Source organism: Thiopseudomonas denitrificans (genome assembly GCF_002866065.1).
GTDB classification, from domain to species: Bacteria; Pseudomonadota; Gammaproteobacteria; order Pseudomonadales; family Pseudomonadaceae; genus Thiopseudomonas; species Thiopseudomonas denitrificans.
The window spans coordinates 101,659-121,680 of the sequence record NZ_LNJZ01000005.1 but is presented as its reverse complement, the minus strand read 5'-3'; the positions used below and the strand labels follow the sequence as shown (position 1 = coordinate 121,680).

The 20,022-nt window shown below is 60.5% G+C and carries 20 protein-coding genes; 3 read left to right on the top strand and 17 right to left on the bottom strand.

Annotated elements, in window-relative coordinates:
* Positions 1-38 precede the first annotated feature (38 nt).
* The 12 genes from AR306_RS03910 to AR306_RS03855 form a co-directional block, all read right to left on the bottom strand.
* Entirely contained in the window at positions 39-395 is a 357-nt protein-coding gene (locus tag AR306_RS03910) for a PilZ domain-containing protein (RefSeq protein ID WP_101496250.1), read from the bottom strand.
* 140 nt (positions 396-535) lie between these two features.
* Complete coding sequence (locus tag AR306_RS03905) at positions 536-1,528, bottom strand: DNA polymerase III subunit delta' (RefSeq protein WP_240622473.1); 993 nt, start codon at positions 1,526-1,528, stop codon at positions 536-538.
* Positions 1,515-2,153, bottom strand: coding sequence for a dTMP kinase (tmk, locus tag AR306_RS03900; RefSeq protein WP_101496249.1), 639 nt, complete (start codon positions 2,151-2,153; stop codon positions 1,515-1,517). The genes AR306_RS03905 and tmk overlap by 14 nt, the downstream gene beginning before the upstream one ends.
* Complete coding sequence (mltG, locus tag AR306_RS03895; protein WP_101496248.1) at positions 2,154-3,206, bottom strand: endolytic transglycosylase MltG; 1,053 nt, start codon at positions 3,204-3,206, stop codon at positions 2,154-2,156. It abuts the gene before it with no gap.
* Positions 3,203-4,018: an aminodeoxychorismate lyase gene (gene pabC / locus AR306_RS03890; RefSeq protein WP_101496247.1), complete on the bottom strand. Its 816-nt coding sequence runs from the start codon at positions 4,016-4,018 to the stop codon at positions 3,203-3,205. The genes mltG and pabC overlap by 4 nt, the downstream gene beginning before the upstream one ends.
* On the bottom strand, positions 4,015-5,259 hold the full coding sequence (gene fabF, locus AR306_RS03885; protein WP_101496246.1) for a beta-ketoacyl-ACP synthase II: 1,245 nt from the start codon (positions 5,257-5,259) through the stop codon (positions 4,015-4,017). The genes pabC and fabF overlap by 4 nt, the downstream gene beginning before the upstream one ends.
* Before the next feature lie 108 nt (positions 5,260-5,367).
* Positions 5,368-5,604, bottom strand: coding sequence for an acyl carrier protein (gene acpP, locus AR306_RS03880; RefSeq protein WP_101496245.1), 237 nt, complete (start codon positions 5,602-5,604; stop codon positions 5,368-5,370).
* 155 nt (positions 5,605-5,759) lie between these two features.
* Entirely contained in the window at positions 5,760-6,500 is a 741-nt protein-coding gene (gene fabG / locus AR306_RS03875; RefSeq protein ID WP_101496495.1) for a 3-oxoacyl-ACP reductase FabG, read from the bottom strand.
* A gap of 14 nt (positions 6,501-6,514) precedes the next feature.
* Positions 6,515-7,453, bottom strand: a complete 939-nt coding sequence (fabD, locus tag AR306_RS03870) for an ACP S-malonyltransferase (protein WP_101496244.1) — start codon at positions 7,451-7,453, stop codon at positions 6,515-6,517.
* A 118-nt stretch (positions 7,454-7,571) separates the two neighbouring features.
* Entirely contained in the window at positions 7,572-8,600 is a 1,029-nt protein-coding gene (plsX, locus tag AR306_RS03865) for a phosphate acyltransferase PlsX (protein ID WP_101496243.1), read from the bottom strand.
* Between the two features lie 3 nt (positions 8,601-8,603).
* A complete protein-coding gene (rpmF, locus tag AR306_RS03860; RefSeq protein ID WP_101496242.1) occupies positions 8,604-8,786 on the bottom strand; it encodes a 50S ribosomal protein L32 in 183 nt (60 codons plus the stop codon).
* Positions 8,787-8,882: 96 nt separating this feature from the next.
* Positions 8,883-9,401, bottom strand: coding sequence for a YceD family protein (locus tag AR306_RS03855; RefSeq protein ID WP_101496241.1), 519 nt, complete (start codon positions 9,399-9,401; stop codon positions 8,883-8,885).
* A gap of 212 nt (positions 9,402-9,613) precedes the next feature.
* Between AR306_RS03855 and AR306_RS03850 the strand changes: the two genes are divergently transcribed.
* Both AR306_RS03850 and AR306_RS03845 read left to right on the top strand, forming a co-directional pair.
* Positions 9,614-10,414, top strand: a complete 801-nt coding sequence (locus AR306_RS03850) for a cytochrome C assembly family protein (protein WP_101496240.1) — start codon at positions 9,614-9,616, stop codon at positions 10,412-10,414.
* 14 nt (positions 10,415-10,428) lie between these two features.
* On the top strand, positions 10,429-11,685 hold the full coding sequence (locus AR306_RS03845; protein ID WP_101496239.1) for an HlyC/CorC family transporter: 1,257 nt from the start codon (positions 10,429-10,431) through the stop codon (positions 11,683-11,685).
* Between the two features lie 575 nt (positions 11,686-12,260).
* Here the strand turns inward: AR306_RS03845 and purT are convergent.
* Genes purT through AR306_RS03825 form a run of 4 tightly spaced genes read right to left on the bottom strand, consistent with a single transcriptional unit; the run spans position 12,261 to position 14,790 of the window.
* Positions 12,261-13,439, bottom strand: coding sequence for a formate-dependent phosphoribosylglycinamide formyltransferase (gene purT / locus AR306_RS03840; RefSeq protein WP_101496238.1), 1,179 nt, complete (start codon positions 13,437-13,439; stop codon positions 12,261-12,263).
* A gap of 17 nt (positions 13,440-13,456) precedes the next feature.
* Positions 13,457-13,660, bottom strand: a complete 204-nt coding sequence (locus AR306_RS03835; RefSeq protein WP_101496237.1) for a DUF1289 domain-containing protein — start codon at positions 13,658-13,660, stop codon at positions 13,457-13,459.
* Complete coding sequence (locus AR306_RS03830) at positions 13,650-14,174, bottom strand: gamma carbonic anhydrase family protein (RefSeq protein ID WP_101496236.1); 525 nt, start codon at positions 14,172-14,174, stop codon at positions 13,650-13,652. The genes AR306_RS03835 and AR306_RS03830 overlap by 11 nt, the downstream gene beginning before the upstream one ends.
* Positions 14,175-14,187: 13 nt before the next feature.
* On the bottom strand, positions 14,188-14,790 hold the full coding sequence (locus AR306_RS03825) for a CoA pyrophosphatase (RefSeq protein WP_101496235.1): 603 nt from the start codon (positions 14,788-14,790) through the stop codon (positions 14,188-14,190).
* Positions 14,791-15,005: 215 nt separating this feature from the next.
* Between AR306_RS03825 and AR306_RS03820 the strand changes: the two genes are divergently transcribed.
* On the top strand, positions 15,006-15,503 hold the full coding sequence (locus tag AR306_RS03820; protein WP_101496494.1) for a L,D-transpeptidase family protein: 498 nt from the start codon (positions 15,006-15,008) through the stop codon (positions 15,501-15,503).
* Positions 15,504-15,991: 488 nt separating this feature from the next.
* Here AR306_RS03820 and purL read toward each other — a convergent pair whose 3' ends face one another.
* Positions 15,992-19,885, bottom strand: a complete 3,894-nt coding sequence (gene purL, locus AR306_RS03815) for a phosphoribosylformylglycinamidine synthase (protein WP_101496234.1) — start codon at positions 19,883-19,885, stop codon at positions 15,992-15,994.
* Positions 19,886-20,022: the final 137 nt, after the last annotated feature.

Here is a 20,022-nt window from a genome sequence, read left to right as displayed (position 1 = left end):
CACAAGCCAGGGCGTGACGCAAGCCTCAAGCAGCGCACTCAAAGGGTATGCGTAGGGCGATCCGTCTGCAGCGCACCGGCCAGGTACTGCTCGATCTTGTTGCGCACCGCAATGTCGTTCTCGCTGAACTGCACACCAATACCGGAAGCCCGGTTGCCATGCGCACCACGCGGAGTGATCCAGACCACCTTGCCGGCGATCGGAAGTTTTTCCGGCTCTTCCATCAGGTTCAGCAACAGGAAGACCTCGTCACCGATCTGGAAGGCCTTGTTGGTCGGAATGAACAGCCCGCCACCCTTCACAAACGGCATATAGGCGGCGTACAGCACCGCCTTGTCCTTGATGGTCAGCGACATGATGCCGTGTCGCGCACCCAGTCCCGGGGTTAGTCCCATGAAATGGCTCCTTTGGCTGGCCCTGATATGCAAGGACAACCCAGTTTCTAGTTTGCAAACGCGGACTGCTCATGTGCGCTTGCCATGTGAACAAGTTCCGGCAGGGGCAAACCGGCCAGCGCCACAAGCGTGCCTGGTTCCTACGTGCGCTGTACCAGCGCCAGCCATTGCCCCAACAGGCTTTCCAGTAGCAGGTCCTGGCGCAATGGCGCCCGGCGCAACAGCTTGACGCGGCGCTCCAGAATCCAGTCATGCAACTGCAGCAGCGCATCCGCTTGTACAAATCCGGAGATGTATTTTAGCACAGGCTGCATGTCGGCCAAGCCCAGATCGGCATCGTCCTGTGTCAGCTGATAGCGCAATACGGCCTGGCTCCAGCCGGCAAACCATTCCAGCAGCAACACCGGCGGCAACTTGGCCCAACGGGCGGCGAGGTCGCCCGGACTGCTCTGGCGCTTGAGCAGCTGCTTGACGCCTTCCACCACCTCGGACCGCTGTTGCAGCAACTGATCTTGCGCATATTCCAGTGCCCGTAACGGCGAACCGCCGGCCAGCTGCAACAGCATGTCACGCTGCCCGGCTTCCAGCTCCGGCAGTTTTCCCGCCAGCCACTGCGCCGCCAGGCCAGCCGGCGGCAGCGGACAGGCCTGCAACACGCAGCGGCTCTTGATGGTCGGCAGCAGAAAGCTCGGCTGGTCGGACAGCAACAGGAACACGGTACCCGCGCCCGGCTCTTCCAGGCTCTTGAGCAGGGCGTTGGCCGACTCGATGGTCATCACCTCGGCCGGCTCCAGAATGATCACCTTGCGCCCGCCCTGCTGGGCCGTTTGTTGAATGGCCGCCACCAGTTCACGCACATGTCCGATCAGGATCGCCTTGCCCGGCTCTTCCGGCTGCAGGATAAACAGGTCCGGATGACTGGCCGCACGATACAACTTGCATGAGGCACAAGACCCGCAGGCATCCTGCGGGCCGGGCTGGCTGCACAATAGCCAGGCGGCAAAGCGCTCGGCCAGCTCACGCTTGCCGCTACCCGCCGGACCATGCAACAAATAGGCATGTGCCTGCCAGGCACGGCCGCTCAGCGCTTCCCACAGCGGCTGGTGCCACGGCAAATGTTCAACGCCCGGCACAGCGCGCTCCGATTTCCTGCAGCACGGGCAGCAGTTGCTGCTGCACCCCGCTTAACGGAAGTCCGGCGTTGATGACACGAAAGCGTTCCGGGCTGGCTTGCGCGCGCTGCAGGTAGGTGGTGCGCACCGCCACGAAGAATGCTTCGTGCTCGCACTCGAAGCGGTCCAGCCGGCCACGCTGCCTGGCCCGCGCCATGCCTTCGGCAACCGGCAGGTCAAACAGCAGGGTCAGGTCAGGCCGCAGCCCCCCCTGGACAAAGTCTTCCAGTATCGCGATTCGCTGCGGATCAATGCCGCGGCCGCCGCCCTGGTAAGCATAAGTAGCATCGGTAAAACGATCGCACAGGACAATGCTGCCCTGCTGCAATGCCGGCAGGATCAGTTGCTGCAGATGCTGCGCGCGGGCGGCAAACATCAGCAGCAGTTCGGTATCCACCGCTACCGGCTCGTCGTGCTGTGCCAGCAACAGCTCGCGGATTTTTTCCGCAAGGCCGGTACCGCCCGGCTCGCGGGTCAGCACCACCTCGTAGCCGGCCTGCTGCAGCTGCTCGGCCAGGAACTGGCGGTTGGTGGTTTTACCGGCCCCTTCCGGGCCTTCCAGGGTAATGAAGAGTCCGCTATGCATTCAGTCATCCTGCCGGCTTGCCGGCGCCGGGCTGGAACGGTAATCGGCACGGCGCTTGAGCTGATAGTCGCGCACGGCCCGGTTGTGTTCCTGCAAGGTGCGGGAAAACTGGTGTGAACCGTCGCCTTTGGCAACGAAATACAGTGCATCACCGTCTTCCGGGTGCAGTGCGGCATGGATGGCGGCACGCCCGACCATGGCGATCGGGGTGGGCGGCAAGCCGGCAATGACGTAGGTATTGTAAGGTGTTGGCCGCTGCAGGTCGGCCCGGGTAATCCGCCCCTGATAGGCGTCGCCCATGCCATAAATGACGGTAGGGTCAGTCTGCAGCAGCATTCTTTTGTTCAGGCGCCGGACAAATACCCCAGCAATCGCGGGCCGTTCACTGGCGACACCGGTTTCCTTCTCGATGATGGAAGCCATCACCAGGGCCTGTTCCGGGGTGTCGTAAGGCAGGTTGTCCGAGCGTTGTGCCCACTCCTGCTCCAGCACCTGATGCAGGCGCTTGCCGGCCTGGCGCAAAATATCCAGATCGCTCTGGCCACGGGTGAACTGGTAGGTATCGGGATAGAAACGCCCCTCGGGGTGCACGCCTTCGTAGCCCAGTTCCTGCATGATGCGCTCGCTGCTCCAGTCAGACACCTGCTGCTCCAGAACATCATTCTGCGCCAGGGCCTGGCGCAGCCGGGCAAAGTTCCAGCCTTCGACCAGGGTGATGCGGTGCTGGATCATGTCACCGGTGCGCCATTTTTCCAGCAAATCGGAGAGCGTCATGCCAGGGGTCAGGGCATATTCGCCAACCTGGACAGCCGGAACCTCCTTCTGCAGCCGCCATTTCGAGCGCAGCCACACCGCGCCCTGAATAAACTCACGTCGCTCCAGCTCTTGCAACAGGGCCCGTGGCGTATCACCCGGGTTGACCAGCAGCACCTCGTCCTGTTCCAGCTGCAGTGGTTGTTTCTCGATGTTTTCGTACATCCAGTACGCGCCACCCGTAACCAGTACAGCGGCCAGAAAGAAGCTTGCACACGTCAGAACCAGTGCCTTGATCATGAATCCTGCCTATTGATTAGTGATTGCAGCCTGCGCGTCAGCGGCCCCGCGGTCCAGCAATGGCTGGCATAACCCAGTACCGGCCAGATGCCATACAGACTGTTACAGGTAAAAACTTCGCTCATCCCGTCCAGTTCGTCAGGATACAGATCGCCCACCTGTACGACCAGACCCAGCCGACCTGCCAGTTGCAACACCTGTCCGCGCATGATGCCGGCAACACCGCTGCCGGACAGTTCCGGTGTCAGCAAGACGCCATCACGGACAAAAAAGATGTTGCTGAACACGCCTTCGATAATGCGTCCGGAGGTATCCAGCATCATGCCTTCAGCATAGCTGTCATCCTGCCACTCGGCGCGCGCCATGACCTGTTCGAGGCGGTTGAGATGTTTCAGCCCGGCCAGCAGCGGCTGAATGGCCAGCCGGGTCCGGCATGGAAACAGGCGAACCCCCTGTTGCGCGTGGGCCAGCGGCCATTGCGGCAAGGGGCTGCCCTGCAGGATGCGCCGCGGCATGGCCGGTTGCGGCAGGCCATAGCCGCGCTGGCCGTCACCACGGGTGAGTATCAGTTTGCAGACACCCTGTTGCAGTTCAGTGGCAAACGCGGTGACTTCATCCTGCACCTGCAGCCGCTCGAACGGAATCAGCAACCGCCGGCAGCCGTCCTGCAAGCGCTGCAGGTGCTGTTCCAGCAGGGCAATCCGGCCCTGCTCGACCCGCATGGTTTCAAACAGCCCGTCACCATAGGCGAGCCCGCGGTCGGCCAGCCCCAGCGAGGCGGCAGGCTGACCGTCAACCCGGCAAAGCGTCATCCCTTGAACCGGGTAAACACCAGCGAGCCATTGGTACCGCCAAAGCCGAACGAGTTGGACAGTACCGCATTGATTTCACGCTCTTTGGCCTGATGCGGTACAAAATCCAGATCACAGCCTTCGCCCGGCTCATCCAGGTTGATGGTTGGCGGTGCCACCTGGTCACGGATCGCCAACACGCTGAAGATAGCCTCGACCGCTCCGGCCGCCCCGAGCAGGTGTCCGGTCATCGACTTGGTCGAGCTGACACTGAGCTGGTAGGCGTGTTCGCCGAACACCGACTTCAGCGCCTTCACTTCCGCCACATCGCCGGCCGGAGTCGAGGTGCCGTGGGCGTTGACGTAATCAATGGTGCCAAGTGCCACGCCCGCATCGCCCACTGCATTGGCCATGCAACGTGCCGCACCGTTACCGTCTTCGGGTGGCAGCGTGATGTGATAGGCATCCGAGCTCATGCCAAAGCCGGCCACTTCGGCGTAGATAGTGGCGCCACGGGCACGGGCATGCTCCAGCTCTTCGAGAATCACCGCACCGGCGCCATCGGACAGAACAAAACCGTCACGGCCGGCATCCCACGGGCGGCTAGCCGCTTGTGGGTCGTCGTTGCGAGTGGAGAGCGCACGTGATGCGGCAAAACCACCCAGCCCCAGACCACAAGTGGCCATTTCCGAGCCACCGGCAACCATCACATCGGCATCGCCATACATGATGGTGCGGGCAGCGGAACCGATGCAGTGGGTCCCGGTGGTGCAAGCGGTGGTAATGGCGTAGTTGGGGCCCTGCAAACCAAGCTGCATCGACAGTGCGCCGGACACCATGTTGATGATCGAGCCGGGTACAAAAAACGGAGAAATCCGGCGTGGTCCCTTGTCAAACAGGGTTTTGCAGGTTTCCTCGATATTGGTCAGTCCGCCGATACCTGACCCCATGACCACACCAATACGCGCGCGGTTGTCATCGGTCACTTCAAGCCCGGAATCCTGCATTGCCTGGTAGCAGGCCGCCAGCCCGTACTGGATGAACAGGTCGAACTTGCGTGCCTCTTTGGCTGGCATGTACTGCTCAACATCGAAGCCTTTTATCGACCCGCCAAAGCGGGTGGTAAAAGCCTCCACATCCATATGTTCAATCGAAGCAATACCGCTCCGCCCTGCGAGAACACCGGCCCAGCTGGATGCTACATCAAGTCCCAGCGGGGTCAGCATGCCCAGCCCGGTCACTACGACACGTCTACGTGACATGGCAAAACCCTCTTTGTCTACAAAATACCAGCGGAATTTCCGTCAAAAAAAAACCGCACTCCCAACGCATGGATGTGCGGTTTTTTGCTGTATCGAACCGCAGCTACATTATTGCGCGTGCGCGTTAACGTAGTCGATGGCTTCTTGTACAGTGGTGATCTTCTCGGCTTTTTCGTCCGGAATCTCGGTCTCGAATTCTTCTTCCAGAGCCATGACCAGCTCAACGGTGTCCAGGGAGTCGGCACCCAGGTCTTCGATGAAAGAAGCGCTGTTGGTAACTTCTTCCAGCTTGACGCCCAGTTGCTCGGCTACGATTTTCTTAACGCGCTCTTCGATAGTGCTCATTTCTTTTTTGCTCCTGATGGATAAACAAGGCAACCCACGCTGCCATTCAAACAAAGTGGGGCATTATACGCATGATTGCGGATTTAGTCCCATGTAAAATTCTTTTTATCGGCCAATTACAGCCTTCAAACCATGCTGTCGCCATATGGCTGATACTACATGTACATGCCGCCATTCACCGGAATGGTGGTGCCTGTCACATAGCCGGCCTGTTCCGAGGCCAGAAAGCCGACTACAGCGGCAATCTCTTCGGCCCCGCCCAGACGCCCGAGGGGAATCTGGGTCAGCAATGCTTCTTTTTGTGCGTCCGGCAGTTCACGGGTCATGTCGGTATCGATGAAGCCCGGAGCAACAGTGTTGACTGTTACCGCGCGCGAGCCCAGCTCACGTGCCAGCGCCCGGGAGAAGCCTTCCACGCCGGCCTTGGCCGCTGCATAGTTGGCCTGCCCGGGATTGCCCATGGCACCCACCACCGAGCCGATGCTGATGATGCGGCCCCAGCGGGCTTTGGTCATGCCACGCAGGGCGGCCTTGCTGACCCGGTACAGGCTGTTGAGGTTGGTATCGATCACGCCATACCACTCGTCATCCTTCATGCGCATCATCAGGTTGTCACGGGTGATGCCCGCGTTATTGACCAGAATCTGCGGTGCGCCGAAATCGGCCTGGATACGCTCAAAAGCCGCAGCAACGGATTCGTCGCTGCACACATCCAGCACCAGCCCGGCACCCTGGATACCTGCTTCCGCCAGATAGGCTCCGATCGCTTCAGCGCCACCAGCAGATGTCGCAGTACCCACAACAATCGCTCCCTGGGCACCCAGCTGCAAGGCAATCGCCTTGCCAATACCGCGGCTGGCACCTGTAACCAGGGCTATTTTTCCTGCAAGACTCATCATGTTCTCCATCTTCAAACCAGTGCCGCCAGGCAGGCAGACAATCCGTCGGGGGTATCCAGGCTGTAGTTGGCCGCGCCTTTCAGGCAGCGCTTGTTCAAGCCACCCAGCACCTTGCCGGGACCACACTCAACCAGCCCGGCAACACCCTGCTCGCCCAGCCACTGCATGGACTCGACCCAGCGCACAGGGCTGTACAACTGGGCCAACAAATTCTGTTTCAGCGCTTCGAGGTCTGCGACCGCAGTAGCCGTCACGTTCTGCACCAGCGGAATCTGCGGAGCCTTGAGGCCAACCGCCTCGATATCGGCAGCAAACTGTTCCGCAGCCGGACGCATCAGGTCGCAGTGCGAAGGTACGCTGACCGGCAGCGGCATGGCACGCTTGGCGCCACGGGCCTTGCACGCCTCGATGGCACGCTCGACCGCAGCCGTGCTACCGGCAATCACCACCTGGCCCGGCGCATTGAAGTTGACTGCACTGACCACGTCGCCTTGCGCCACTTCGGCACAGGCAGCCAGCACGTCGGCATCTTCCAGGCCCAGAATGGCCGCCATGGCACCGGTTCCGGCAGGAACCGCCTGCTGCATCAGCTCGCCACGACGGGCAACCAGTCTGGCTGCACTGGCCAGTTCCATGGCACCGGCAGCCACCAGCGCGGAATATTCGCCCAAGCTATGGCCGGCAACAAATGCAGGACGCACGTCCGTTTTGGCACACCACAAACGCCATAAGGCGACCGATGCGGTCAGGATCGCGGGCTGGGTCTTGTCGGTCTGGTTGAGCTGTTCTGCCGGACCCTGCTGGCACAGCGCCCAAAGATCGTAGCCCAGCGCGGCCGAAGCTTCGGCAAAGGTCTCGGCAATCAGCGGTTCGGCATCGGCCAGTTCGCCCAGCATGCCAACTGCTTGCGAGCCCTGCCCGGGAAAAACAAAAGCAAGTGTTGCTGTCATTCAGAATTCCACCTGGTCAATAATCAGGCGCAGTCTGCCACGCCCATACAGATATAAACAAACCGACCATTGGATGATGGCCCGGGCATGCAAGTCACAACCGGCCGTGCGGTTTGCATCAACGGGCCGCCTTGTGTGTGCCATCCAGTGCATCCAGCCGTTGCGCCAGACGGGCGGGCAGGTCTTCCAGAGACATCCGCGCCGCAGTTTCCAGCGCCGCAAGAAAGGCGCGCTCACCGGCCCCGCCATGGCTTTTGATGACCAGCCCGTTGATACCCAGCAATGCTGCTCCGTTATAACGGTCAGGCGACCAGCGCCGCCCCAGTTCGCGCCACAGCCCGCGATTAAGGACAGCCAGCACCTTGCGCCACAGGGTGCGCCCGGCTTCTTCGCGCAGCTGCGTGGCCATCAGGCGCGCAACGCCCTCGGTGGTCTTGAGCAGCACGTTGCCGGTAAAACCGTCACACACAACCACATCGGCTTCATTGCGAAACACCGCGTCTGCTTCTATATAGCCGGTATAGTTGAGTGTACCGGCCTGCTCCAGACAGGATGCTGCCAGACGTACCTGCTGACTACCCTTGATGGATTCGATACCGATATTCAATAACGCGACCCGGGGCTGCGCCACACCGTCCAGCTCAAGCGCCAGCGAACCCATCAGCGCAAACTGCACCAGCTGATCCGCCGTGGCATCAACATTGGCCCCCAGATCCAGCAGATGGACCGGGCCGGACCGGGCCGGCAGGGATGTCATGATCGCCGGGCGATCAATGCCCGGTATCACCTTGAGCACATGACGCGCCAGCGCCATCAACGCCCCGGTATTGCCGGCACTAACACAGGCATCGGCCTGATGATCATGCACCAACTGCAGCGCGACCCGCATTGACGAATCCAGTTTGCCACGCAACATCTGGGCAGGCGGATCATCCATCAACACCACTTCGCTTGCGGGATGGATACTTAACCGGGAAGAAAGTTCGGAGGGGGTATTTGCCAGCAGCAAGGACAGCTGCGCGGGATCACCAACAAGGATGATCTGCAGGAAGGGATTGCGGCGCAAGGCCGAAAAACAGGCAGGCACAATGATGCGGGGACCATGGTCCCCGCTCATCGCGTCAACTGCAAGCCTGGTTGCAGTCAAGGATTACTCGTCAGCGCCCTGGGCAATGACCTGGCGACCACGGTACATACCTTCGGGGGATACGTGGTGACGCAGATGCACTTCACCGCTCTTGCTGTCGGTGGTTACAGCACGGGCGGTCAGCGCATCGTGGGAGCGACGCATGTCACGTGCAGAACGGGACTTTTTGCTCTTTTGAACAGCCATTTTACAACTCCTGAATTTTCAAATTCTTCACTGCGAAGGAAACTCTGAAAAGCGCCCGCTGACAAACAGCCGGCCACTTGTCGTGTCTGGCGATTTTCAGGGTTTCCTTAACTGCGCCAGCACACTGAACGGGTTGGACTTTGCAATCTCTTCACCGCTCAATTCGGGTTCAACATAGCCATCCGGGTGGTTGCACTCCCCTTCGGGGTGCTTCGGCACAATCGGCAGGCAAAGCAACAGCTCCTCCTCCACCAGCGCCCGCACATCCAGCGGCTCGTCGTCCAGTTCAACAATGTCATACTCTTGCGGCAACAGGCTGGTATCACTGCCCGGGCGAACCACCACATATTGGTAATCCCCGCCTACCGGCAATACCACCTCATCCAGGCAGCGCTGACACAACATGCCAACCTCTGCAGCCAGGTTCATCCGCACCAGCGGCAGCTTTTGCTCATCACGCAAAAAGGACAGCGAAATCTTCACTTCGCCGTCATTTGCAGTGACCAGCTCGCCCAGCCTCTCGAATGCCGAAAGCGGCCACTCGCCGATAAAAGTGAGTGCCCGATCGGCAAATCTGCGCGGGTCGACCTGATTTGGAATTGGACCGTTTGACATAAGCGCGGTATTTTAGTGATGCGCCGGACAACTGTCAAAGGGTATTGCATCAATGCCGGCACAAGGCTGGCTGCATCTTTTGCGCCGCTGGGACTTCTCCTGCCACCGGTACCACACACGGGCAGCACACCAGGGTGTCGCACCATGCTTTATTGCAACCGCATTTTATGCCAGACTTGTACCTTTATTAAAGGACGCATTGACAGGTGAACATGCCCCCGGTTTTGTTGAGTAGTGTCGCCATGGTTCTTTACCTGGCCAACAGCTTTTATCAGATACAGCGCTTTTTTACCCGGCGTCCGCTCTCCACGCCGCTCATGACCGGTTTGAGCCTGCTGGCTGCCGCCTGCCACGGGCTTGGCCTGTACCCCCTGCTGATCAATGACCAGGGACTACTGCTGGGTTTCTTCAATGCAGCCAGCCTGATCGCCCTGTTCATTGTCTTGCTGGTTCTGGTCTGCATGCGCTGCCTGACCGCCAACCTGATGCTGGCCCCCTTCCAGTTGCTGGCGACCCTGGCCATTGCCGGCAGCCTGCTGGTCACAGAAGGCCAGGTACAACCCATCCATGAAGCACCCGGCGTGCTGGCCCATATCCTGCTGTCGATCCTCGGCTACGGCATCATCAGCATCGGCGTGCTGCAATCGATCATCCTGCTGTTTCAGGAGCAGCAACTGCGCAAACGCCCCGTATCCGCCTGGATCCGCAGTTTCCCTCCCCTGCAGAGCATGGAAAACCTGCTGTTTTCACTGCTGTGGGGGGGCTGGATACTGCTGACCCTGTCCCTGGTGACCGGCTGGCTGTTCCTGGAAGACCTGTTCGCCCAACACCTGGTACACAAAACCTTCTTTTCCTGCCTGGCCTGGCTGATCTTCGGCCTGCTGCTCTGGGGCCGTCACCAGCTGGGCTGGCGTGGCCACAAAGCCATCCGCTTGACTCTGGCCGGTTTTTTCCTGTTGATGCTGGCCTATTTTGGCAGCAAACTGGTCCGTGAATTCATCTTGCTAGGTTGAGGCATCCACCATCCGTGAACAGCTTACCGCTAGGCTATCTGCTGGGTTTTCTGCTTTTTCTGATCCTGTGTTCGGCGTTTTTTTCCAGCTCGGAAACCGGCCTGCTCAGCCTTAACCGCTACCGCCTGCGTCACCTGCAAAGGGAAGGCCACAAGGGCGCACAGCGCGCCGGGCGCCTGCTGAACCAGCCAGACCGGCTGCTCGGCACCATTCTGGTCGGCAATAACGTAGTCAACATTCTGGCCGCATCCATTGCCACCGTGGTGGCCGTGGACATGTGGGGCGACGCCGGCGTCGCCATTGCCACCACCGGCCTGACCATTGTGCTGCTGATCTTTAGCGAAATCACCCCGAAAACCCTGGCCGCCCTGCGCCCTGAAACCATCGCCTTTCCTGCCAGCCGCCTGCTGTCGCTGCTGATGCTTGTGCTCTATCCGGTGGTCTGGCTGACCAGCGCAATCAGCAATATCCTGATCCGCATGCTGGGCATCAACCCGAAAGAACGCATCTCCGACGCCCTGTCAACGGAAGAGCTGCGCAGTGTCGTGCGTGAAGCCGGTGACGACCTGCCGGAACAGCGCCAGGACATGCTGCTCGGCATTCTCGACCTGGAAAACGTGACCGTAAACGACGTCATGATTCCACGCAACGAGATCATCGGCATCGACCTCAACGACAACCTGGACCACATCGTCTGGCAGTTGCGCACGACCAGCCACACACGCCTGCCGGTATACCGCGACAACATCAACCAGATCATCGGCGTGGTGCATATGCGCCAGATCGCCCGCCTGCTGACCCTGAACAAGCTGACCCACGCCGTGCTGGAAGCCGCCTGTGTCGAGCCATACTTCATTCCCGAAGACACCCCCCTGTCGGTGCAGCTGCTCAACTTCCAGAAACACAAGAAACGCATGGGCATCGTGGTTGACGAATACGGTGATATCGAGGGACTGGTAACGCTGGAAGACATCCTGGAAGAAATCGTCGGTGAACTGAGCGACAAGGAACAGGACCAGGAAGCCGAAATTACCCAGCAGGCTGAAAACAGCTACGAAATTGACGGCACCGCCTATATCCGCGACATTAACAAGATACTCGGCTGGGAACTGCCCTGCGACGGCCCCAAGACCCTCAACGGCCTGATCACCGAGATTCTGGAAAGCATTCCCGAAGGGGCGGTCTGCGTCAAGATCGGTCCCTATCTGGTCGAGACCCTGGAAGTACGCGACAACCGCATCAGCAAGGCACGCCTGACATTGCTGGAGTGATTCCTGCTGTAGATGCAAACTTGTTCGCACAAATCCTTGTGGCCCGGCACAGCCGGGCTTGTCCGAACAAATTCGGACCTACAATGGATACAAGCTGTTTTGCATACAACAACGCCGCTCAATGAGCGGCGTTTGTGTAGGTGCGAATTCATTCGCACAAGAGCCTTTGCAGCCCGGCATTGCCGGGCATTGCCCGGATAAATCCGGACCTACAAAAATCAGCGCCAGCCAATTCCACACGATAATTGGCGGACCACTGTAGGTGCGAATTCATTCGCAGAAGAGCCTTTGTAGCCCGGCATTGCCGGGCATTGCCCGGATAAATCCGGACCTACAAAAATCAGCGCCAGCCAATTCCACACGATAATTGGCGGACCACTGTAGGTGCGAATTCATTCGCAGAAGAGCCTTTGTAGCCCGGCATTGCCGGGCATTGCCCGGATAAATCCGGACCTACAAAAATCAGCGCCAGCCAATTCCACACGATAATTGGCGGACCACCGTAGGTGCGAATTCATTCGCACAAGAGCCTTTGTAGCCCGGCATTGCCGGGCATTGTCCGGATAAATCCGGACCTACAGCTCAACCTTGATTGCATCAATCACTGCATTGGCCTTGTCTCGTGCCTGTTGCAGGTCGTCCCCGCGGGCCAGCGCCACGCCCATGCGCCGCTCGCCAACCACTTCCGGCTTGCCAAACAACCGTAGTGCCGTGTCCGCTTGTGCCAATGCCTGCTGCAAGCCGCCAAACGATGGCTGCTTCGACTCGCCCTCAACCAGCAAGACGGCAGAGGCGCTCGGCCCCTGCTGACGGATGACGGGAATCGGCAGCCCCAGAATGGCCCGCGCATGCAGGGCAAATTCGGACAGATCCTGGGAGATCAGCGTGACCAGCCCGGTATCATGCGGGCGTGGTGACACCTCGCTGAACCAGACCTGCTCCCCCTTGATGAACAGCTCGACACCGAAAATTCCGCGTCCGCCCAGCGCCTCGGTCACCTTCAGCGCGATATCCCGCGACTTTTGCAGTGCGGCCGGACTCATCGGCTGCGGCTGCCATGACTCGACATAGTCACCACGCTCCTGGCGGTGGCCGATCGGCTCGCAAAACGTGGTACCGCCGGCATGGCGCACGGTCAGCTGGGTGATTTCATATTCGAAGTCGACAAAGCCCTCGACAATCACCCGGCCGGCACCGGCCCGCCCGCCCTGCTGGGCATGGTCCCAAGCAGCCTGCACATCATCCCGGCCACGCAGGGTGCTCTGGCCATGCCCCGAAGAGCTCATGATCGGCTTGACCACACAGGGAAAACCGATCTGTTCGACTGCCTGCACAAACGCCTGGTAATCATCGGCGAAGCGGTAAGGTGAAGTCGGCAGGCCCAGCTCTTCTGCAGCCAGCCGCCGTATGCCCTCACGGTTCATGGTCAGCCGGGCGGCACGTGCCGTCGGGATGACGGTGTAGCCTTCCTGCTCCAGCGCAACCAGCGTATCGGTGGCAATGGCCTCGATTTCCGGCACGATGTAATGCGGCCGCTCCTGCTCGATGATCCGGCGCAGCGCATCGCCATCCAGCATGCTGATGACATGGCTGCGATGGGCTACCTGCATCGCCGGCGCACCGGCGTAGCGGTCCACCGCAATCACCTCGACACCGAAGCGTTGCAGCTCTATCGCCACTTCCTTGCCCAGTTCGCCACTGCCACACAATAGAACCCGGGTGGCGGTCGCCGACCCCGGTGTACCTATTACCACCTGATCCTGATCTGTACTCAACGGATAAGCCCTTGTTCTCGTGCGCGCTGTTCGGTCTTGGCCAGAACAGCACGTCTTTGTTCATTGTCCATTTTTCCCCAATTGCTGATCTCCCGGCCGGTGCGCTGGCAGCCGACACAGAGGTCGCCTTCATCCAGCACACAGATACTGACGCAAGGCGAGCGCAGGGGCTTCTCGATATGGCCCGGCTCAGTCTTCATCGACCGCCAGCTCCTGCTTGTAACGCTGGGCGTTTTTCACATAGTGGGCCGCGTTGGCGCGGATTTTTTCCTTCTCCGCACCGGTCAGCTCGCGCAGCACCTTGCCCGGCGCACCCACCACCAGGCTGCCATCGGGAATCTCCTTGCCTTCGGGAATCAGCGCATTGGCGGCAATCAGGCAGTGCTTGCCCACTTTTGCACCATTCATGACCACCGCATTCAGGCCAACCAGACTGTAATCACCCACGGTGCAACCGTGCAACATGGCGTTGTGCCCCACGGTCACTCCCTTGCCGAGCGTCAGTGGAAAGCCCATGTCGGTATGCAGGGCGCAACCGTCCTGCACATTGCTGCCCTCGCCGACATGAATCAACTCGTTGTCGCCACGCAGGATCGCACCAAACCAGACCGAGGCCCCCTCGTCCAGGCGCACCTTGCCGATCACCGCGGCATCCGGCGCAACCCAGCTGCTTTCATGGGCTTGCACCCGTACATCTCCAAGACGGTATTTCATTCGTTGTTCCTCGCTATAGTTCTTTTTTTGTCAGGGGCGGCGGCACATCAAGCCGCAGCTTGCGGTCGTACAACAGGTTGACCAGTTCGACCACCATGACGGCGGTCAGCCCCCATATCTTGTAGTCACGGAAACGGTAACTGGGAACGTACCAGCTCTTGCCCAGATAATCGATCCGGTGAGTGGTTTCGCGCATATCCTCGGCAAAGAAATCGAGCGGTACCGCGAAAATGGAGTCAATCTCGCCGGCATTGGCACTGTAATTCAGTCCTTGCGGCACAATTCCGACATAGGGCGTCACCTCGATGCCATGGCGTGATACCAGCTGGCTCAGGCTGCCAATGACCTGTACGCAATGCGGGTCCAGCCCGACCTCCTCCTGGCTTTCACGCAAGGCAGTCTGCAGCAGGCTGCGGTCTTCGGGATCACGCCGGCCACCGGGAAACGCCACTTCACCACCATGGGTGGATAGGTCGCGGGCCCGCAGGGTCAGGATCAGCTCGGGATGCTCGGAACGGGTCAGCGGCATGAGAACGGCGGCCTGCGGCAACGGCAGTGCCGGCTGCAGCTTCTTTGGCATATAGGCTTCCAGCCGCTTTACAACTTCTTCTACCATGGAACCATCCCGACCACCCGATTCACTGCATGATGCCACGCCCGGCGGCTGCACCCAATACTGCAAAGGCATATATTACGTCATGCAGATTGTTCCGGCAGGCAAACGCCGGCTTCCGCTTGCAACAAAACCGCCGCCTTCCTAAAATCCGCTTCTTTGCCGATGCATCGGGCATCCGCAGCGAACCGGCACTGCCACGAGTTCTGCCAGCAACCATGAAACCACTGTTAGCCTTTCTTGCTTTTTTATTATGTGCCGGCCCGGTCTTTGCCAGCATCGGTGCCGAGCCGCCACTGGTCGACAAGGTGCTGGTGGTGAAGTCGGAACAGAAACTGCATTTGCTGCGCCAGGACAGGATCATCAAGTCCTACCGGGTCTCGCTGGGCAAGCAGGACGGTCCCAAGCAGTATGAGGGCGACCAGCGCACCCCGGAAGGAACCTACTGGATCAACTGGCGCCAGCACAGCAAGAAATATCACCTGGCCATGCATATCTCCTCCCCCAATGCCAGCGACCTGAAGCGTCCCTCCCAGCTGAACAAGCCGGTTGGCGGCATGATCATGCTGCACGGCACACCCACCGACGAGGAGTATCCGGAGTGGTTTTTCCATACCCTGAACTGGACCGACGGCTGTATTGCCCTGACCAATGACGACATGCGTGAGATCTGGGAGCTGGTGAAAGACAACACCATGATAGAGATCCGGCCGTAACCGAAAGTTTGTCCCGTTTGCGGGCCTGCAATCGCTCCGGACGGCGCCTCCTGCATGCCAGCCACGCACCGCATGCAGGTCCGGATTTATCCGGACAGGCTCGACATCACCAGACAAAAGCACCTGTGCGAATAAATTCGCACCTACACATGCTGCTTGCCGAACAGTTCCTTCTGTATGCCAGCCAAGCACCGCATGCAGGTCCGGGTTTATCCAGACAGACTCGACAGCGCCAGACAAAAGCACCTGTGCGAATAAATTCGCACCTACACATGCTGCTTGCCGAACAGTACCTTCTGTATGCCAGCCAAGCACCGCATGCAGGTCCGGGTTTATCCAGACAGACTCGACATCGCCAGACAAAAGCACCTGTGCGAATAAATTCGCACCTACGCAAACGCCGCCCATAGGGCGGCGTTGCTGGCCCGGACGGCGAGGCCGCCCGGGTGATGCGTTGACTGGTTTCGGGACCAGTCAAACAGCTATTGCTAGTTGACCCAGGCCCGGGCATTACCGAACAGGCGCAACCAGGCAGCGTCTTCCTGCCAGTCCTGCGGATGCCAGCTGTGCTGCACGGTGCGGAACAGGCGCTCGGGGTTGGTCATCAGCAGAGTGACACGGCCATCACGACTGGTCAGGCCGGTAATGCCGTCCGGCGTACCGCAGGGGTTGGCCGGATAGGCCTCGGTGACCTGGCCATGGTTGTCGGTGAAGCGCAGCGCCACCAATCCGGAGGCATTGGCAGCGGTACGCGCATCTTCACTGGCAAACTGCGCACGGCCACTGGCACAGGCCACGGCGACCGGCAGGCGTGAACCGGCCATGCCGGCCAGCAGGATCGACGGTGACTCCTGTACCTCGACCATGGCCAGACGGCCCTCGAAACGTCCGGACGTGTTGTCTGCAAACAGCGGCCAGTGCTCGGCACCGGGGATCAGTTCCTGCAGGCGGGCCAGCATCTGGCAGCCGTTACCGACACCCAGGGTGAAACTGTCGCTGCGGGCGAAGAAGCCGGCAAACTGCTCGCGCAGCTGCGCATCCAGCAAAATGCTGTTGGCCCAGCCGGCACCGGCACCGAAGGTATCACCAAAGGAGAAGCCGGCACTGACAGCCAGGCCCTTCATGTCAGCCAGACTGACCCGGCCGGCGGCCAGGTCGCTGGTGTGCACGTCAATGGCGGCAAAGCCGGCACGGTCAAAAGCGGCAGCCAGTTCGCTCTGGCCGTTGCTGCCCTGCTCACGCAGGATCGCCACCTGCGGGCGGCTCGCCAGATTCAGGTAGGGCGCAACCAGATCCTGATTGATATCAAAAGTCAGCCGGGCACCCAGCCCCGGGTTCTGCTCGTCGAGCAACCCGTCAAACTCCTGCTGTACGCAAGCGCTGTTGTCACGCAGGCGTTCGATCTGATAGCTGGTTTCGCTCCACACCTGATGCAGGCGGCTGCGCTGCTCGCTGTACATCAGCTGGCCGGCCAGGCTGATCCGGATCTCGTTGCCGGCTTGCGGCACGCCAATGACGTGAACGCAACCGGCCAGCCCCTGCTCCCCGAACAGCGCCTGTACTGCCGTGATATCGGAGTTGCGCACCTGAATGACCGCGCCCAGTTCCTCGTTGAACAGCGCTGCCATGATCTGGCTGCCGGCGATCTGCAATGCATCCAGTTCAAGCTGCAAGCCACAGTGACCGGCAAAGGCCATTTCTGCGACAGTGACCAGCAGGCCGCCGTCGGAACGGTCGTGGTAGGCCAGCAACTTGCCCTGCTGGTTCAGCTGCTGGATGCTGTCGAAGAACGCCTTGAGGTCGGAAGCCCGGTCCAGATCAGGGGTGACATCACCCAGCTCGGAATACACCTGCGCCAGGATGGAGCCACCGAGGCGATTCTGGCCACGACCCAGATCGACCAGCAACAGGCTGGTATCGCCCCGGTCCAGCTGCAATTGGGGAGTCAGGGTCCCGCGTACATCAGGTACCGGCGCAAAGCCGCTGATGATCAGGGACACGGGCGAAGTCACGGCTTTCTCTTCGCCGCCATCCTGCCAGCGGGTTTTCATCGACATGGAGTCCTTGCCGACCGGAATGCAGATGTCCAGTTGCGGGCACAACTCCATGCCCACCGCCTTGACGGTGTCGTACAAGCGTACGTCTTCGCCCGGGTGGCCGGCAGCGGCCATCCAGTTGGCAGACAGGCGGATGTCGCTCAGTTTCTCAATGCGGGCCGCAGCCAGGTTGGTGATGGTCTCGCCCACTGCCAGACGACCTGAGGCCGGGGCATTGAGGATGGCCACCGGCGTACGCTCGCCCATGGCCATGGCTTCGCCATGGAAACTGTCGAAGCTCTGGGCGGTTACCGCGCAGTCAGCCACCGGCACCTGCCAGGGGCCAACCAGCTGGTCGCGCACCACCAGACCGGTCACCGTGCGGTCAGACCCGGTGATGACAAAGTTCTTGCTGGCCACGCTCGGATGACGCAGCACGCGCTCGACACTCTGGATCAGGCTCAGCTGGTCGGCGGCAAACAGCTGCGGACAGCTGTCTTCGCGGCTCACATTGCGGTGCATGCGGGGCGGCTTGCCCAGCAGCACATCCAGCGGCATGTCCACCGGCTGGTTGCCGAAGTGGCGATCGCCCAGTACCAGCTGCTGTTCCGCGGTGGCTTCACCAACCACGGCAAAGGGGCAACGCTCGCGGGCACAGATATCGGCAAAGCGCTGCAGGTCTTCGCTGTCCACCGCCAGCACGTAGCGCTCCTGAGATTCGTTGCACCACAGCTCCAGCGGACTCAGGCCCGGCTGGGCGCTGGGCATGTCGCGCAACTCGAAGCGCCCGCCGCGGCCGGCATCGTTGACCAGCTCGGGAAAGGCGTTGGACAAACCGCCGGCGCCAACGTCATGGATGAAGCGGATCGGGTTGTCGTCACCCAGCTGCCAGCAGCGGTCGATCACTTCCTGGCAGCGACGACCCAGCTCGGGGTTGCCGCGTTGCACGGAAGCGAAGTCCAGGTCATCTTCGGCCAGGGTGTCGGCCGACGAGGCCGCACCACCACCCAGACCGATCAACATGGCCGGGCCACCCAGCACAATCAGCTGGCTGCCGGGCCTGATTTCACCTTTCTGCACATGCCCGTCACGGATGTTGCCCAGGCCGCCAGCCAGCACGATCGGCTTGTGATAGCCGCGTACCTCGGCGCCGTTGACGGTCTGCACTTCCTGCTCGAAGCTGCGCACGTAGCCATTGAGCACCGGGCGGCCAAATTCGTTGTTGAAGGCCGCACCGCCTTTCGAGCCCTCGATCAGCACCTCCAGCGCATCGACCATGCGGCCGGGCTTGCCGTATTGCAGTTCCCAGGGCAGCTCATAGCCGGGGATGTTCAGGCTGGACACGGTGAAACCGGTCAGGCCGGCCTTGGGCCGCGAACCGATGCCGGTGGCACCCTCGTCACGGATCTCGCCACCAGAGCCGGTACCGGCACCGGGATAGGGTGCAATGCCGGACGGATGGTTATGGGTTTCCACCTTCATCAGGATGTGCACCGGTTCCTGGTGGGCACGGTACTGGCCATCCTGTGCGTCGGGGAAAAAACGGCCGGTGGTGAAGCCCTCGATCACCGAGGAGTTGTCCTTGTAGGCGGACAATACACCGGCGCTGTTGTTCTGGTAGGTATTCTTGATCATGGCGAACAGCGATTTCTGCTGTGCTTCGCCATCAATGTCCCAGCTGGCGTTGAAGATCTTGTGGCGGCAGTGTTCTGAGTTGGCCTGGGCGAACATCATCAGTTCGACATCATGCGGATTGCGGCCCAGCTTGCGGAAGTTCTCTACCAGATAATCCATCTCGTCTTCGGCCAGCGCCAGCCCCAGCTCGGCGTCGGCCTTTTGCAGCGCGGCCAGGCCGCCACCCAAAACATCCACCACAGTCAGCGGGCGTGGCGCTTCTCCGGCAAACAGGGCAGCGGCAGCCTGCATGTCATCAAGCACGGTCTGGCTCATACGGTCGTGCAACAGGGCGCGTACCGCCTTGAACTGCGCGGCGTCCAGTTGTGCATCCAGGTAATAGGCAACGCCCTGCTCAATGCGGTTGAGCTTGTGCAGGCCGGCATGGCGCAACAGGTCTGTAGCCTTGCTGGACCAGGGCGACAGGGTGCCGATGCGCGGTACCACCAGCAGCAGGCGACCTTCCGGCTGCTGCGCCACCGCATCCGGGCCATAATCCAGCAGCTGCTGCAAGCGCTGTTCTTCTGCTGCATCCAGACCGGCACTCAGGTCCAGGAAATGCACAAACTCGGCATATACCTGCCCGGCTTCCGGCACTATGGCCTGGATTTTCTGCAGCAGGGATTGATGACGAAATTCGGTTAGGGCGGGTGCACCACGCAAAATGAGCATCGTTGAAACAGCCTCTGATCAGAGCAAACAGGAGGCAGTATTTTAATCGTCCATGCGACAAATGACCAATCAATTCTGCCCTTGCCTGTCGGCCGCTCCCGATACGGCTCCAGCCCTGCGGCCTGGCAACCGGGGCG

What these genes read in the sequence shown, in the direction of transcription:
- AR306_RS03910 (WP_101496250.1), bottom strand. Translation starts at nt 395, where the DNA reads ATGGGACTAACCCCGGGACTGGGTGCGCGACACGGCATCATGTCGCTG.
- tmk (WP_101496249.1), bottom strand. Translation starts at nt 2,153, where the DNA reads ATGCATAGCGGACTCTTCATTACCCTGGAAGGCCCGGAAGGGGCCGGT.
- mltG (WP_101496248.1), bottom strand. Translation starts at nt 3,206, where the DNA reads ATGATCAAGGCACTGGTTCTGACGTGTGCAAGCTTCTTTCTGGCCGCT.
- pabC (WP_101496247.1), bottom strand. Translation starts at nt 4,018, where the DNA reads ATGACGCTTTGCCGGGTTGACGGTCAGCCTGCCGCCTCGCTGGGGCTG.
- fabF (WP_101496246.1), bottom strand. Translation starts at nt 5,259, where the DNA reads ATGTCACGTAGACGTGTCGTAGTGACCGGGCTGGGCATGCTGACCCCG.
- acpP (WP_101496245.1), bottom strand. Translation starts at nt 5,604, where the DNA reads ATGAGCACTATCGAAGAGCGCGTTAAGAAAATCGTAGCCGAGCAACTG.
- fabG (WP_101496495.1), bottom strand. Translation starts at nt 6,500, where the DNA reads ATGAGTCTTGCAGGAAAAATAGCCCTGGTTACAGGTGCCAGCCGCGGT.
- fabD (WP_101496244.1), bottom strand. Translation starts at nt 7,453, where the DNA reads ATGACAGCAACACTTGCTTTTGTTTTTCCCGGGCAGGGCTCGCAAGCA.
- rpmF (WP_101496242.1), bottom strand. Translation starts at nt 8,786, where the DNA reads ATGGCTGTTCAAAAGAGCAAAAAGTCCCGTTCTGCACGTGACATGCGT.
- AR306_RS03855 (WP_101496241.1), bottom strand. Translation starts at nt 9,401, where the DNA reads ATGTCAAACGGTCCAATTCCAAATCAGGTCGACCCGCGCAGATTTGCC.
- AR306_RS03850 (WP_101496240.1), top strand. Translation starts at nt 9,614, where the DNA reads ATGCCCCCGGTTTTGTTGAGTAGTGTCGCCATGGTTCTTTACCTGGCC.
- AR306_RS03835 (WP_101496237.1), bottom strand. Translation starts at nt 13,660, where the DNA reads ATGAAGACTGAGCCGGGCCATATCGAGAAGCCCCTGCGCTCGCCTTGC.
- AR306_RS03830 (WP_101496236.1), bottom strand. Translation starts at nt 14,174, where the DNA reads ATGAAATACCGTCTTGGAGATGTACGGGTGCAAGCCCATGAAAGCAGC.
- AR306_RS03825 (WP_101496235.1), bottom strand. Translation starts at nt 14,790, where the DNA reads ATGGTAGAAGAAGTTGTAAAGCGGCTGGAAGCCTATATGCCAAAGAAG.
- AR306_RS03820 (WP_101496494.1), top strand. Translation starts at nt 15,006, where the DNA reads ATGAAACCACTGTTAGCCTTTCTTGCTTTTTTATTATGTGCCGGCCCG.
- purL (WP_101496234.1), bottom strand. Translation starts at nt 19,885, where the DNA reads ATGCTCATTTTGCGTGGTGCACCCGCCCTAACCGAATTTCGTCATCAA.